12 protein-coding genes are annotated in these 13,926 nt (G+C 70.3%); 7 read left to right on the top strand and 5 right to left on the bottom strand.

The features are described 5' to 3' along the window. Positions 1-146 precede the first annotated feature (146 nt). Genes J8N05_RS21095 through dhaL form a run of 3 tightly spaced genes read left to right on the top strand, consistent with a single transcriptional unit; the run spans position 147 to position 3,165 of the window. Entirely contained in the window at positions 147-1,505 is a 1,359-nt protein-coding gene (locus tag J8N05_RS21095) for an MFS transporter (protein WP_210884913.1), read from the top strand. Then, positions 1,502-2,527, top strand: a complete 1,026-nt coding sequence (locus J8N05_RS21090) for a dihydroxyacetone kinase subunit DhaK (RefSeq protein WP_210884912.1) — start codon at positions 1,502-1,504, stop codon at positions 2,525-2,527. The genes J8N05_RS21095 and J8N05_RS21090 overlap by 4 nt, the downstream gene beginning before the upstream one ends. Beyond that, on the top strand, positions 2,524-3,165 hold the full coding sequence (dhaL, locus tag J8N05_RS21085; protein ID WP_210884911.1) for a dihydroxyacetone kinase subunit DhaL: 642 nt from the start codon (positions 2,524-2,526) through the stop codon (positions 3,163-3,165). Before J8N05_RS21090 ends, dhaL begins: the two co-directional genes overlap by 4 nt. 73 nt (positions 3,166-3,238) lie before the next feature. On the opposite strand, the gene J8N05_RS21080 is transcribed toward dhaL, so the two are convergent. Then, positions 3,239-4,657 carry an MFS transporter gene (locus J8N05_RS21080; protein ID WP_210884910.1) on the bottom strand — a complete coding sequence of 473 codons (1,419 nt, stop codon included), beginning with the start codon at positions 4,655-4,657 and terminating at the stop codon, positions 3,239-3,241. 85 nt (positions 4,658-4,742) lie between these two features. Between J8N05_RS21080 and J8N05_RS21075 the strand changes: the two genes are divergently transcribed. Beyond that, positions 4,743-5,708: an Lrp/AsnC family transcriptional regulator gene (locus tag J8N05_RS21075; protein ID WP_247706377.1), complete on the top strand. Its 966-nt coding sequence runs from the start codon at positions 4,743-4,745 to the stop codon at positions 5,706-5,708. Between the two features lie 84 nt (positions 5,709-5,792). Here J8N05_RS21075 and J8N05_RS21070 read toward each other — a convergent pair whose 3' ends face one another. The 3 genes from J8N05_RS21070 to J8N05_RS21060 form a co-directional block, all read right to left on the bottom strand. Beyond that, positions 5,793-6,506, bottom strand: a complete 714-nt coding sequence (locus J8N05_RS21070) for an ABC transporter ATP-binding protein (RefSeq protein WP_210884909.1) — start codon at positions 6,504-6,506, stop codon at positions 5,793-5,795. 6 nt (positions 6,507-6,512) lie between these two features. Next, positions 6,513-7,892, bottom strand: coding sequence for an FtsX-like permease family protein (locus J8N05_RS21065; RefSeq protein ID WP_210884907.1), 1,380 nt, complete (start codon positions 7,890-7,892; stop codon positions 6,513-6,515). 91 nt (positions 7,893-7,983) lie between these two features. Beyond that, the gene (locus tag J8N05_RS21060) at positions 7,984-9,270 is read right to left on the bottom strand and encodes an ABC transporter permease (RefSeq protein WP_210884906.1); all 1,287 of its coding nucleotides are present in this window, start codon (positions 9,268-9,270) and stop codon (positions 7,984-7,986) included. A 181-nt stretch (positions 9,271-9,451) separates the two neighbouring features. On the opposite strand from J8N05_RS21060, the gene J8N05_RS21055 reads away from it, so the two are divergent. Further along, positions 9,452-10,114 carry a response regulator transcription factor gene (locus tag J8N05_RS21055; RefSeq protein WP_210884905.1) on the top strand — a complete coding sequence of 221 codons (663 nt, stop codon included), beginning with the start codon at positions 9,452-9,454 and terminating at the stop codon, positions 10,112-10,114. Positions 10,115-10,143: 29 nt separating this feature from the next. Continuing rightward, positions 10,144-11,385, top strand: a complete 1,242-nt coding sequence (locus J8N05_RS21050; protein ID WP_247706376.1) for a sensor histidine kinase — start codon at positions 10,144-10,146, stop codon at positions 11,383-11,385. A 6-nt stretch (positions 11,386-11,391) separates the two neighbouring features. Here the strand turns inward: J8N05_RS21050 and J8N05_RS21045 are convergent, their stop codons facing one another. Next, positions 11,392-12,186: an SDR family oxidoreductase gene (locus J8N05_RS21045; protein WP_210884904.1), complete on the bottom strand. Its 795-nt coding sequence runs from the start codon at positions 12,184-12,186 to the stop codon at positions 11,392-11,394. A gap of 314 nt (positions 12,187-12,500) precedes the next feature. Here J8N05_RS21045 and J8N05_RS21040 point away from each other — a divergent pair, with 314 nt between their 5' ends. Next, the gene (locus J8N05_RS21040) at positions 12,501-13,919 is read left to right on the top strand and encodes an RICIN domain-containing protein (RefSeq protein WP_210884903.1); all 1,419 of its coding nucleotides are present in this window, start codon (positions 12,501-12,503) and stop codon (positions 13,917-13,919) included. Positions 13,920-13,926: the final 7 nt, after the last annotated feature.

Raw genomic sequence — 13,926 nt, 5'->3', positions numbered from 1 at the left:
TGTCTGATGCATCAGATGTTAGCACGGGTCCCCGAAAGCGGAACCGCAGTTTCCGGTCACCGCCGACCCGCGCGCATGATGAGGACGGCACCGACCGCGTCTTCGAGCCGCCATCGCATTCGAGCCGCCATCGCAATGGAGCGAGCATGTCCACACCAGCCACGGCACCGGCCGCCGCGCCGGCCTCCCGGGCGTCGCTGCGCAAGGTCGTCACCGCCAGCGCCCTGGGCACCACCGTCGAGTACTACGACTTCACCCTCTACGCGACGACCGCGGCCCTGGTCTTCGACAAGATCTTCTTCCCCGACGCCTCACCCCTGGTGGGCACCCTCGCCGCGTTCGCCACCTACTTCGTCGGGTACGCGGCCCGTCCGCTCGGCGGCATCCTCTTCGGCCACTTCGGCGACCGCCTCGGCCGCAAGAACGTACTGATCATCACCATGCTGATGATGGGCCTGGGGACCTTCGCCATCGGACTGCTGCCCTCCTACGACAGCATCGGCATCGCCGCCCCGATCCTGCTCGTCCTCATCCGCCTCGTGCAGGGCCTCGGCATGGGCGGCGAATACGGCGGCGGCGTCCTCATGGCGCTGGAATACAGCCCCAGGACCCGACAGGGCTTCTTCACCTCCCTCGTGCACATCGGCACCCCGGCGGGAGTGCTCATCCCCGTCGGACTCGTCACGGCCCTGGACGCGGCGCTGCCCGGCGGGGCCTATGACGACTGGGCCTGGCGACTGCCGTTCCTCGCCAGCATCCTGCTCGTCGGCGTCGGCATGTGGATGCGCTTCCACATCACCGAGAGTCCCGAGTTCGTCAAGATGCGGGCCGACCGCGAGGTGCAGAGCCTGCCCGTACGGGAAGTGCTCACCCGGCGCCCTGCCACCGTCGTCTTCTCGATCCTCGCCAAGATCGCGGAGAGCGGTCTGTTCAACATCTACTACGTGGTGGCCATCACCTACGTCACCACCGAACTCGACCGCGACAAGACACCCGTACTGCTCGCCGTCCTGGTCGCGTGCGCCGTCGAATGCTGCACCCTGCCCCTGTTCGGTGCGCTCTCCGACCGCATCGGCCGCCGCAAGGTGTACATCGCCGGCGCCCTCTTCCAGGCCGTTCTCGCCGTGCCGTTCTTCCTGCTCATCGAGACCGGCCAGTTCTGGGCGTACGTCCTCGGCATGACCCTCGGCCTCGGCGTGGGCCACGCGGCGATGTACGGCGCGCAGGGCGCGCTGTTCTCCAACCTGTATCCCGTCAACGTCCGCTACACCGGCCTCTCCGTCACCCAGCAGTTCGGCGCCACCCTCGGCGGTGGCCTGTCCCCGCTCATTGGAACGGCCCTGCTGGCCACCGCGGGAGGCCACTGGGGCTGGCTGATCCTCTACTGCGTCGGCGTGGCGGTCCTGTCCGCGCTCGCCACCACCCGGCTCGGCGCGGGCGAGGCCGAACCCACCACCCCGGCTCCGCTGCCGACGCCCGCCCCCGAAAGGACCGCGACCCCGTGACCCGCCTCTTCCTCCCCGACACCGCACCCGTGGAGGCCGCGGTGCGCGGTCTCGCCCTGGCCCACCCCGACCTGCTCCACCTCCACCAGGACCCGCTCTACGTCACCGCCCGCGACCGCGACCCCCGGCGCCGCGTTGGACTCCTCTCCGGCGGCGGCTCCGGGCACGAACCCCTGCACACCGGGTTCGTCGGCCGCGGCATGCTCGACGCCTCCGTCCCCGGCCGGGTCTTCGCCTCACCGCACAACCGCCAGGTCTACGAGGCCTCACGGGCCGTCGCGGGCGAGGACGGCGTCCTGCACATCGTGAAGAACTACACGGGGGACCGCATCAACTTCGGTATCGCCGCCGAGCGCCTGCGCGCCGACGGCATCCGGGTGCGCCGCGTCCTGGTCGACGACGACCTCGCCACCGAGGACGAGACGACCGCGACCGGCCGGCGCGGTACGGGAGCCACCGTCATCGTCGAGAAACTCCTCGGCGGGGCCGGCGACACCGGACTCGGCCTCGACGAACTCGCCGACCTCGGAACCGAGATCGCCGCGGCCTCGCGCAGCGTTGCCGTCGCCTCCCGCGCCCACACCTCACCCGCCCAGGGCGGCCGCGCCTTCGAACTCGGCGACGACGAGCTGGAGTACGGGGTGGGCATCCACGGCGAGCGCGCCGCGCGGACCGTCGCCCGTCCACCGCTGGAGGAACTCGTCGACCGCATGGCACGGCAGGTGCTCGACGGCCTGCCCCGGCGCCCCGACGACGTCCTCCTCCTCGTGGGCGGCCTCGGCGCGACCACCCTGCTGGAGCTGTACGCCGTCCACGACCGGGTCCGCCACTTCCTGGACGCCCAGAGTGTGCGCGTCGCCGGACAACTCGTCGGCACGTTCGTCCCCGCCCTCGACATGAGCGGCTTCTCCCTCACCCTCACCACGCCCGGAGAACGCTGGCTCGACTGGTGGCACGCGCCCGCCCGGACCCCGGCCTTCCCCGTCACACAGCCCCTCGCCGGTACGGAGCCCACACGATGACCCTCGACCACCGCCTCGTCCTGAGCACCTACGCGCAGACCGCGCGCACCGCGCACGACACGCTGACCGCGCTCGACCAGCTTTCCGGCGACGGCGACTTCGGCGACAACCTCCGTGAAGGCCTCGACCGGGTCGAGACGGCTCTCGGCGAACGCCCCAGCGACGCCGCCTTCGCGGTCGCCGCCTCCGTCTTCCTCGACGAGGTCGGCGGCACCAGCGGTCCCCTGATCGGCCTGCTCTTCCAGGAGATCGCCCGCGCCCTGGCCCACTCCGAAGACGCCCGCGAGGGCTGGCGTACGGGCGTCGCCGAGGGCCTAGCCGCGATCCAACGCGTGGGCGAGGCGGAGCCGGGGGACCGCACCATGGTCGACGCGCTCGCCCCGGCCCGGGACGCCCTGACCGCGGGAGAGGACTTCGCCGGCACAGCCCGTGCCGCCCTCTCCGGCGCACAGGCCACCGCCGGCATCAGGGCCCGCCGGGGCCGCGCCGCCTACGTGGGCGACCGCGCACTCGGAGCCCCCGACCCCGGAGCCGTCGGAGTGGCCCTGCTCTTCTGGTCGTTGGCCAGGGTGGCCGAACCCGACGCGGCGGTGGACACCTTGGAGGAGTTGCTCGGGCGCGCACGCGACGGAGGGTGACAGCCCCACCCCGTACCAGTGGTTTCGTCCTGCGCCGGGCTCTCCGTCCTGAGGCCACCTTGCCGGAGCGGCCTCAGCGGCGGGCCGATGGTTGCGCCTCCTCCAGGGCCGGTGCCGCGACCGGCGTGGCGGCGTGCTTGCGGAGCAGGACGAGCACCAGGATCCCGGCGGCCAAGGCGGTCGCGGAGGCGATCCGCAGGGTCGCGTTGACCCCGTCGGCGAATGCGGCCGGTGAGCCGTGTCCGTCGGCGACCCGGTCGGCGAAGACGCTCCCGAAGACCGCCACGCCGAGTGCGAGTCCGAGCTGGCGGAACGTGTTCAGTGCCCCGCCGGCCATCCCGCTGCGCTCGCGCGGCACCTCGGCCAGCAGTGCCGAGGCGTTCGTGGGCAGCACGCTGCCGACGCCGAGTCCGGCCACGATCAGTCCGGGGACCAGGACCGTACCGGTGCTGTCCGCGTCGATCCTGGCCTGCAGCAGGTTGCCGGCGGCGATCAGCAACAGGCCGAGGCCGACGGTCAACCGCGGGGCGATCCTCTGCAGGACCCGTCCGGCGCCCGCGCCGACGACCAGGGAGGCGGCCGCCATCGGGAGGGCGCCGTACAGTCCGGCGTCGACCGGACCGTTGCCGAGCACCTGCTGCAGCCAGACGGTGCTGAACGGCAGATAGCCGAAGGCGGCGGCCTGGGTGAGGAACGCGGCGACGATCAGTACGGTGAACGGCGCCCGGCGGAACAGCGCCAGATCGAGCATCGGGTGCTCCGAGCGGGCCTCGACGACCAGGAACAGGGCCAGGGCCGCGAGGCCGGCGGCGAACGCGCCCAGGGCCACGCCGTCGGTCCAGCCGGCTTCACCTGCGCGGATCAGTCCGTACGTCACGGCGGCCGCAGCCACGGTGAAGCTGATCGTGCCCGGCAGGTCGAGGCGGCCGCCCCGCGGCGCCCGGGATTCGCTGACTCCGCGGACCGTGAACCAGAGCGCGACCAGGCAGACCGGCAGGTTGACGAGGAACACCCAGCGCCAGCCGAGGTGTTCGGTGAGCAGGCCGCCGGCGAGCGGGCCCGCCGCGGCGGCGGCGCCGTTCACCGCGCCCCAGATGCCGAACGCGATGCCCCGGTCGTGGCCGTGGTAGGTGAAGTTGAGCAGGGCGGCGGTGCACGCGAACATGGCCGCGCCGCCGACGCCCTGGAGGATCCGGGCGGCGATCAGGGCCTGTTCGTTCGGGGCGAGCGCGCAGAGCAGCGAGGAGAGGGCGAAGACGCCGATGCCGATCAGATAGACGCGGCGGCGGCCGAACCGGTCGGCGATAGAACCGGCGCCGAGCACCAGGGCGGCCAGGGACAGGGCGTACCCGTCGATGACCCACTGGAGGTCGGTGTAGTCCGTCCGGAAGTCGTCGGAGATCGCCGGCAGGGCGACGACGACGATGAGGACGTCCACGAGTAGCAGGAAGGTGCCGAGACAGACGGCGATGAGCGGAGACCATTTACGCATGCGCCGCAGAATGCCGGTACCTGCCCAACTCTCCCCACCTTTCTTCGCTGTTCCTGCGGATCTCGACACTCGCTACGCTGACGCGGTGGAAATCGATGAGCTGGACCGGCAGGTGACGCACGCGCTGCGGATCAACGGCCGGGCCGGGTACCGGGAGATCGGCGCGGTGCTCGGCGTCTCCGACCAGACCGTCGCCCGGCGATACCGCCGGCTGCGCGCCGAAGCGGGCGTGCGGGTGGTCAGCGTGCCCAACCCCATCCGGCTGGGCTACGAAACCTGGCTGATCCGCCTGCGTACCGCCCCGGAGTCGGCGCCGCGGATCGCCGGCGCGCTGGCCCGCCGCCCGGACACCGGCTGGGTGTCGATCACCTCCGGCGGTACCGAGATCGCCTGCATGGCGCGGGTACCGGCCTCGGCCGACCGGGAGACCCTGCTGCTGCAGAAACTGCCCCGGACCCCGCGGGTGACCTCCGTCAGCGCGCACTGCGTCATCCACCAGTTCGTCGGCGGGGCGGTCGGACCCGACCTGCACGACGACGCACTGACCGCCGAACAGATCACCGCGCTGACTCCGGCCAGGCCGCCGCAGGGGAGCGACCGACCGGCGACGCGCCTCACCCCCGCGGACGCGCCCCTGCTGGAGGCGCTCGCCCAGGACGGGCGGCTCGGCTACGCGGAGTTGGCGGCTGCCGCCGGCTGGCCGGAGTCGACCACCCGCCGCCGGGTGCAGGAACTGTTCGAGTCCGGGGCGCTCTACACCGACGTGGAGATCGATGTGGAGCTGTACGGGTTCCGCGCCCCCGTCCTACTCTGGCTGACGGTGTCCCCGTCCCGGCTGGCGGCCGTCGGCGCGGCACTTCGCGCGCACGAGGAGGTCGTCTTCGCGGCGGCCACCACCGGTCCGACGAACGTACAGGCCCTCGTCGTCTGCCGGGACATGCCGGAGCTCTACCGGTACCTGACCGAGAAACTGGGCTCGCTGGACGGTGTGGAGCGGATCGAGTCGGAGCCGCTGCTGCACAACGTCAAGCAGCTCGGCACGGTGCGCTGACCCTTCGCCGCCACTGAACGAAAGGCGCACCGCGAGCAGAGGAGCGGCAGCGGCTGTCAGCACCGCGCGGGCGGGCGCGGGGATTCACCGGGCGTTGACCTGTTCCGTGAGCCTGCCTTTGCGGAGCCTGAGGACGCGGTCGGACTGGGACGCCAGGTGCTGGGAGTGGGTGACCACGACGACGCAGGTGCCCTGCTCGTGGGCGAGGTCGCGGAAGGTGTCGATGATGCCCTGGGCGGTGTCCTCGTCGAGGTTTCCGGTGGGTTCGTCGGCGAAGAGGATGTCGACGTCGCAGGCGAGGGCGCGGGCGATGGCGACGCGCTGCTGCTGGCCGCCGGACAGGCGCAGGACGTTGCGGGTGGCCGTCGCCCTGTCGAGGCCGATGTCCTCCAGGAGCCGCAGGGCCCGTGCCCTGCGGGTTCCGGTGACGGGTTTCGCGCCGGTGATCTCCATGGCGGTGGTGACGTTCTGGAGGGCGGTCATGTAGGTGAGGAGGTTGTACTGCTGGAAGACCGTGGCGGCGTGCTTGTTGCGGTAGCGGCCGAGACCGAGCTCGGTGAGGTCCTGCCCGTTGAAGCTGATGGTGCCCTTGGTGGGGGTGTCGAGGCCGCTGGCGAGGGAGAGCAGGGTGGTCTTGCCGCTGCCGGAGGGGCCCAGGACGGTGTAGAAGGTGCCTCGTTCGAAGGTGTGGTCGACGTCTTTGAGGACCGTGGTCCTGCGGCGCTGGCCGGAGTAGGTGTGGCTGACGCCTGCCAGGCGCAGAAGGGGCGGAGCCGTGCTGGCGGGGAGCGTGGTCATGGCGGGTCACTTGCCCTTCGTGAGGATGGTGCGGGGACTCAGCCGCAGTACGGACGCGGCCGGGACGGCGGTGGCGAGGAGGCCGATGCCGAGGCCGACACCGCCCACCGTTGCGAGGTCCGCCGGGCCGAGCGCGACGGTGATCCTGTCGATGGGGTCGGCGTTCTCCACGGGCCGGTCGTCCGGGTCGATGCCCTGATAGATTCCGGTGCTGCCGGGGGCCGGAGGCTGCCAGGAGTCGAGTTTCCGCTCGGCGGCGGAGGCTTCCCTGCCGAGCAGCGCCTGGCCGGCGCTCTGCGTCAGTGCCGGGGTGAACAGGGCGCTGAGGCCCACGGCCACGGCGGCGACGGCGACGATCTCCAGGGCCTGCTGGGCGATGAGCCTGTTCTTCCTCTCACCCATCGCCAGCAGGACGCCGTACTCCGTGCGGCGCTGCTTGACGGCCAGGTTGACCAGAAGGGCGAGTACGGCCGCGCCCGCGAGACCCATCAGCCACATGGCGAGGGTGGCCGTGGAGCGGATGCCTCCCAGCGGCCCCGTCATCTGCTGGAGGGCCTTGTCGTTGGTGTCCAGCTTGAAGCCGGTCAGTGCCGAGCCCGCGATCCGCTTGGCCCCGCTCTTGAACGGGCCTTGTCCGTCCGCGTCCCGGAGGACGAACGTGGCCTTGCCGACCTTCCGCGGGCCGTCTCCTGCGGAGTCGAGCGCGGAGAGGCCGCCCACCGATCCGTAGATCATGTTGGCCGGACTGATGCCGTACTCGGCGTCGGCCTCGGCGGTGGGGCGCGGGTCGCGGTAGATGCCGCCCACGGTGAACTTGCCCGTGGTCTTCTCGTCGTTGCCGGTGAGGGTGATCCTGTCGCCGACCTTGAGGCCGTTCCGCCGGGCCAGGCGCTCCTCGATCAGGAGCTGTTTCTTCTCCTGGTCGGCAGCGGTGATGTGCTCACCGGACAGGAGAGTGGACCTGCCGCTGCGGAAGTCGGGCAGCAGCGAGGAGTCCAGGACGCCCATACCCACGGTTCCGCCGGGGCCCATGGGATCCTTCGGTCCGCCGTCGACCAGTTTGTCGCGGCCCGTGAGGAGGGCACGGTCCCAGATCGTGTAGGTGTAGCTCTGCACCTCGGGCAGGGCCCCGATCCTGTCGACGGTCGCGGCGTCGATGCGCGGAGCCTGGAGCTGTCCGGTGTCGGCCAGTTGGCTCATGTCCACGTCGAGGTTGACCTCGGCGCCGACCGAGCGTTTGGCGGCCAGTTCGGCCCGGGCCGTCGCGTCGTCGACCAGGACACCGGCCAGCACCATCACGGAGATGGCGAGGAAGGTGGCGAGGGTGATCAGGGCGCGGCCCCTGCGGGCCCACAGGCTGAGCCCTGCGCGTTTGACGAAGTTCATGGAGATCGGCTTTCTCGGTCCGTGCGGGCGGGTTGCTGCCGGGTGAGGTGGTGAGGTGGTGAGGCCGTGAAGCGGGTGAAGCGGGGGTCGGTCATTCGGTGTCGGTGAGGACGGAGCGGGGGTGCAGACGCAGGATCCCGATGCCCGGGATGACCGTGGAGACCAGGGAGATCCCCAGCGCGATGCCGGCGACCCGGCCGACATCGGCCGGCTCGACCCGTACCGTGGGCGGACCGGTCCCGGCCTGCGGGACGCGCCCCGCCGACGCCGGTCCGCTCCGGTGACCGAGGAGCGCCTCACCGGTGCTCTGCCCGCCCAGCGAGCAGGCCAGAGCGGCGAGCGCGACGGCGGGCAGAGCCACGGCCGCCACCTCCACGGCGTGCTGGCCGATGAGCTTCCACTTCTTCTCGCCCATCGCGAGCAGCACCCCGAGCTCGAAGCGCCGCTCGCGGATCTGCAGCATCACGACGAGGCCGAGGATCAGCGTTCCGGCCAGGGCGATCACCCAGATGATCAGCCCCGCGAAGGCGCCCACCCGCTGGATGGGCTGGACCTGGTCCCGGTACGCCTTGTCGTTGACGCGGAACTCCAGGCCGTCCCCGCCCAGCAGTTTCTCGGCCGCGGCGTGCAGTTGGCGGGCCTGGTCCGGCGAGCCGATCCTGAGTACCGCCTCGCTGACCGTCGCGGCGCCGCCACCGAGCTTGCGGGCGATGTCCACCGGGACGTACAGCGTGTTGCCGGGGAGCCGGTGCGCAGGCGCCCACGTCGCCGGGTCCTGCGTCGGGTCCTGGAAGACGCCGACGACCGTCACGGCCGCGGTGCGCTCATCGTCCGCCGACCGCACCCGGAGGGTGTCGCCCACCTCCAGGTGGTTCTGGTCGGCCAAGCGCTGCTCGATCACCGCGACACCGCGGCCCGTATCCCCGGAGGAGATGCCGCGGCCCGCCGTGATCCTCGTCGACCCGTACGAGAAGGGCAGCAGCATGCCCGAGTCCCGTACGCCGTGCACGGACAACGCCCCCTTGCCGCCATCGCCATCGCCCTCGTGCTCGGGCGAGGCGCCGCCCGGCTCCGGGACCCTCGACACCAGCGGTGTGAAGCCCCGCGCGCCGGCCCGCACCGGAACCTCCGTGTTGTAGCGGTGCACGGGGCCCAGCGCGCCGAGCCGGTCGGCCAGGGCGGGGGAGAGACCCTCCTTCCGGACCGTCACGTCGACGCCGATGGCGCGTTGCGCGTCGGCTTCCTGACGGGCCGCGGCGGCCTGCAGCAGGAAACCGCCCAGGAGCAGGGTGCAGACGACCAGGAAGATCGCGAGCAGGGCGGCGGTCCTGGACCTTCTGACACCCAGGCTCATCCCGGCGCGTTTGACGAAGTTCATGCCCAGACAGAAGCAGCCCGCTGTTTGCAGGCAGATAAGCGTGTTACGGCGGCATAAGGACTCGCCCCGCGCACCGGCAGCCCCGCGCACCGGCCGTGAGGAAGCCGGTCGGCCCGCAGCCCGGAGCCCGTCCTTCAGTACCTTTATCCGCCTGCAATCACGATGTTGGTTTCCTGGTGCCATGAGAGTTCTGGTAGCCGAAGATCACCGCGTCCTCGCCCGCACCGTCGCCACCGGTCTACGCCGTCAGGCGATGGCCGTGGACATCGCCGCGACGGGCGACGAAGCCGAGCGGATGTGCCTGCTCACCGCCTACGACGTACTGATCCTCGACCGCGACCTGCCCGTCATGAGCGGTGACGAGGTCTGCAGACGGCTGCGTGAACTCACCGACCCGCCCCGCATCCTGATGCTCACCGCGGCCGGCGAGCTCACCGACAGGATCTACGGCCTCACCGAACTCGGCGCCGACGACTATCTCCCCAAACCCTTCGACTTCACCGAACTCGTCGCCCGTATCAGGGCACTGAGCCGCCGCATCCCCAAACCTGCCCCCGCCCTGCTGCACTTCGGCAACCTCACCCTCGACGAGACGCGACGCGAAGCATCCGTGGACGGACAACCGCTGGAGCTCTCGCCGAAAGAGACCGCGGTCCTGCACCTGCTGATGCGGGCCGGCGGAGCGCCGGTGACCCACGACGACATCGTCCGCACCGTCTGGGACGAACACCTCGACACCCGCACCAGCGTGGTCCGCACCACCATCAGCCGCCTGCGCGGCAAACTCGGCGACCCCGGCCTGATCCGCACCGACAAGGGAGAGGGATACCGGCTGTGCGACTGACCCCCAGGGACTGGCCTAACCCCAGGGCCTTGCCGACCCCTCGGGCCCTGCCGACCCCTCGGGCCCTGCTGAACCGCCTGCCCTTCCGCACCCGCCTCGCCCTGGCTTTCTCCGGACTCTTCCTCCTGACCGGCATCCTCCTCCTCGCCTTCGTGGTGCTGCTCGCCCGCTACGGAACAGCCCAGCAGGCCCAGGGAATCGCGGTCACGTACGGCGATGCCGAGAGCGCCCTCACGACACAGCCCGACCCCACAGCGCCGTTCGGCCGCACGACACCTGTCGAACCCACGCTCCCCACGCGGCCGGAGTACCTCCCCGAGCCCCCGAGCGACGTCGCCCTGATCCAGAAGATCGACCAGACCGTGCAGGCTGTCCAGGACACGGCCCTGCGCCAGATGGTGTTCTGGTCCGCCATCGGCCTGCTGGCCATGGCGCTCCTCGCCGGATTCCTCGGCCGGTGGCTCGCCGGACGCGCCCTGCACCCCGTCACCTCCATGACCAGGGCCGCGCGCCGCATCAGCGAGCAGAACCTGCACCAACGCCTCGCGCTCACCGGCCCCGACGACGAACTCCACCGCCTCGCCGACACCTTCGACACCATGCTCGACCGGCTAGAGCGGTCCTTCGAGAGCCAGCGCCGCTTCGTCGCCAACGCCTCCCACGAACTCAAGACACCCCTCGCCGTCCAGCGCGCCACCCTGCAGGTAGGCCTCGCCGACCCCCTGCCCGACGGCCTCACCGGCGTCCGTGAGGACCTGCTCACCGCCAACCGGGAAGCCGAACAGCTCATCGACGGACTCCTCCTGCTCGCCCGCAGCGACCGCGGCCTGGAGAAGACCGAACCCGTGGACCTCGCGACCACCGCCCGGCTTGCGATGGCCGAACTCGCCCCTCAGGCAGCGCGGGACGGCGTCCGCGTCGACCTCCGCGCCGGCACCCCCGCGGTCGTTCCCGGCGATCCCGTCCTGCTGCGGCACCTGCTGACGAACCTCATCCGAAACGCCATCCAGTACAACCACCCCGAAGGCCACGTCCTCGTACGACTCGACGCCTCCACCGTGACGGTGACCAACAGCGGACCCCGCATCGCCGCAGACCGCATCCCCGACCTCTTCGAACCCTTCCGCCGACTCGACGGAGACCGTACCGCGACCACGGGCCACGGCCTGGGACTTTCCATCGCCGCCTCCATCGCGCAGGCCCACCACGCTTCCCTGACAGCACGCCCCGGCCCGGAGAACGGACTCACACTGACCCTGCGCTTCCCCTGAGAGGGCCTACGCGGTGGTGGCGATGCCGCCGTCGACGGGGATCACGGTGCCGGTCAGGTAGGCGCCTGCCCGGCCGGCGAGGAACACGGCGACACCCGCCATGTCGTCGTCGCGGCCGATCCGGCGCAGTGGGGCCGCCGCCGCGATCGCCTCGCCGAGCTCGTCGAGGGTCGCGGCCATCATCGTCGAGGGGAACGGTCCCGGTGCCACGGCGTTGACGGTGACGTGCTGCGGTCCCAGTTCCTTGGCGAGCACTCGGGTGAGTTGATGCAGTGCGGCTTTACTGCTGGAGTACGAGTAGTTGGGCCGCTGGGGGATGTGGATGGCGGCGATGCTGCCGATGTTGATGATCCTGGCGGGATCGTCGGCGGTGCCCGCCTTGCGAAGTGTCGGCAGCAGCGATTGGACCAGCCAGAACGGCGACTTCAGGTTGAGGTCGACAACCGTGTCCCAGGCCTCGTCCGGGAACGTCGCCAGCGGCTCGTCCCACAGGGCGCCCGCGTTGTTGACGAGGATGTCGAGCCGCTCCGAGTCGGCGGTGACGAGGTCGGACAGCCGTCGGCACTCGTCGTGGCGGGACAGATCGGCGGGGATGGCCCGCACCTCACCGAATCGGGACAGGTGTTCCTGCGCCTGAGCACAGGCTTCCGCGCTGCGTGAGCTGATGACCACGCGGGCGCCCGCTTGGAGAAGGCCACGCGCGATCATCATCCCGATACCTCTGGTGCCACCGGTGACGAGTGCGCGCTTTCCTCGCAGATCGAAAAGTTCTGCATGCGTTGTGAATTGGGTGTCCACCACTTGAGTCTTTCCTGTTGGTCGTGCGGGATGATGCTTCGACGTGTTGAATTCACGACTTTGCCGGGGCTGTGGTAACTGGCCGTGGATACCGGCGAGACCCTGTTGTTCCCGGCACGCCCGCAAACGCTATGGCCTTGGCGTGCACTCCAAGCAAGCGGAACGGGCACGAAATCGGCGGGGTGTTCTCGCGGGGTATGGTCCGCGGTAATTGGTACGGCTTCCCCTGTCAGGGCAGAGGACCTCGCCTCTTCGGGCAGATCATCTTGCCCTGCTGCCTCCTGACCTGGTGCCCGCGGTGCGACTAGCGTCCGAGAGTGAGCCTTTGGACTTCTCTGGAACCCGCCTCCGCGACCGTGGACCCGGGTGGCAGTACGACCGTACGACTGCGTCTGCGCAACACCGGTGATGTGGTGGACGAATACCGCTTCGAGGCGGTGGGCTCCCTGGCGCCATGGGCCAGAGTGGAGCCGCAGGTGCTGCGGCTGTATCCAGGAACGACGGGCTCGGTCGACATCTCCTTCGCGCCCCCTCGCACACCCGATGCGACGGCAGGGCCCAATCCGTACGCGGTCCGGGTCACGCCGACCGAGCATCCTGACGCGACGACGGTTCCCGAGGGCAACCTCACCATCACTCCGTTCACGGAAGTACGGGCGGAGTTGGTGCCGCCGACCGTCAAGGGCCGTTTCCGGGGCCGTCCGAAGCTGGCGGTCGACAACCTCGGCAATACGAAGCTGACCGCGTCGGTGAGCGGTAGCGACAACGGCGACCACCTGTCCTACGACGTCCATCCGTCGAATGTGCAGATCGAGCCGGGTCGTGCGGCGTTCGTGAAGACGACGCTGAAGCCGCGCCAGATCATCTGGTTCGGGTCGAAGGAGTCCCGGCCCTACACGCTGGCTGTCCAGCGGTCGGGTGTGGATCCGCTGGACGTCGAGGGCACGTACGTCCAGAAGGGGTTCCTGCCGCGCTGGCTCGCGACCTTCCTCGGTATCTTCATGGCGCTCGCGATCACCTTCGTGATGCTGTGGATCGCCTACAAGCCCAGCGTCCGCAGCACCGCCACGGAGAAGATCGAGGAAGCCGGCGTCAGCACCCTGGCGCCTTCCCCTTCACCGACTCCCGAGGCGCCGAAGGCACCGTCTGTCGAACCGGAGCCGAGCCAGCCCGCTCCGGGAGCGTCCGACGGCGGGGGCGGTGGAGGGGCTCCGGGGCCGGAGCAGACGAAGAAGGAAGAGCCGGAGAGCGTGGTGCCGGTGAACAACGTCCTTCTGCGGAACACCGCCACGAAGAAGTGCGCCGACATCCCGGGCAAGGGGAAGGGCAAGAAGGACGGCCGGGTGCAGCAGTTCACGTGCGACGAGAGCGTCGATGACAACCAGCGCTGGAACCTGGAGGAGCGTTACCCGAAGCTCGGCCCCGGCGGCTCGGTCCTCTTCCAGATCCGCAACGTCAAGGACCAGCTCTGCATGGACCTGCCGGGCTCCGGAGCCCAATCCATCCATGCGGCGATTTCCGAATCCGAGTGCGTCGGAACCGTCGCCGACAACCAGCTGTGGTGGATCGACAAGCAGAAGAGCGGCGCGTACTGGATCCGCAATTACGCCAGCAACAACAAGTGCCTTGAGGTAGCCGGAAATGAGCCCAAGACCAATGAAACACGCCTTCTGATCTTCCACTGCACCACCACCGACGACCAGGAGTGGCAGATCATCCAGCCCTCGGAGGGATGAGACGTCC

The sequence above is a fragment of the Streptomyces liliiviolaceus genome (assembly GCF_018070025.1).
Taxonomy (GTDB): domain Bacteria; phylum Actinomycetota; class Actinomycetes; order Streptomycetales; family Streptomycetaceae; genus Streptomyces; species Streptomyces liliiviolaceus.
Note: the sequence above shows the minus strand (reverse complement) of the source record. Positions and strands in the feature narration are given on the sequence as shown.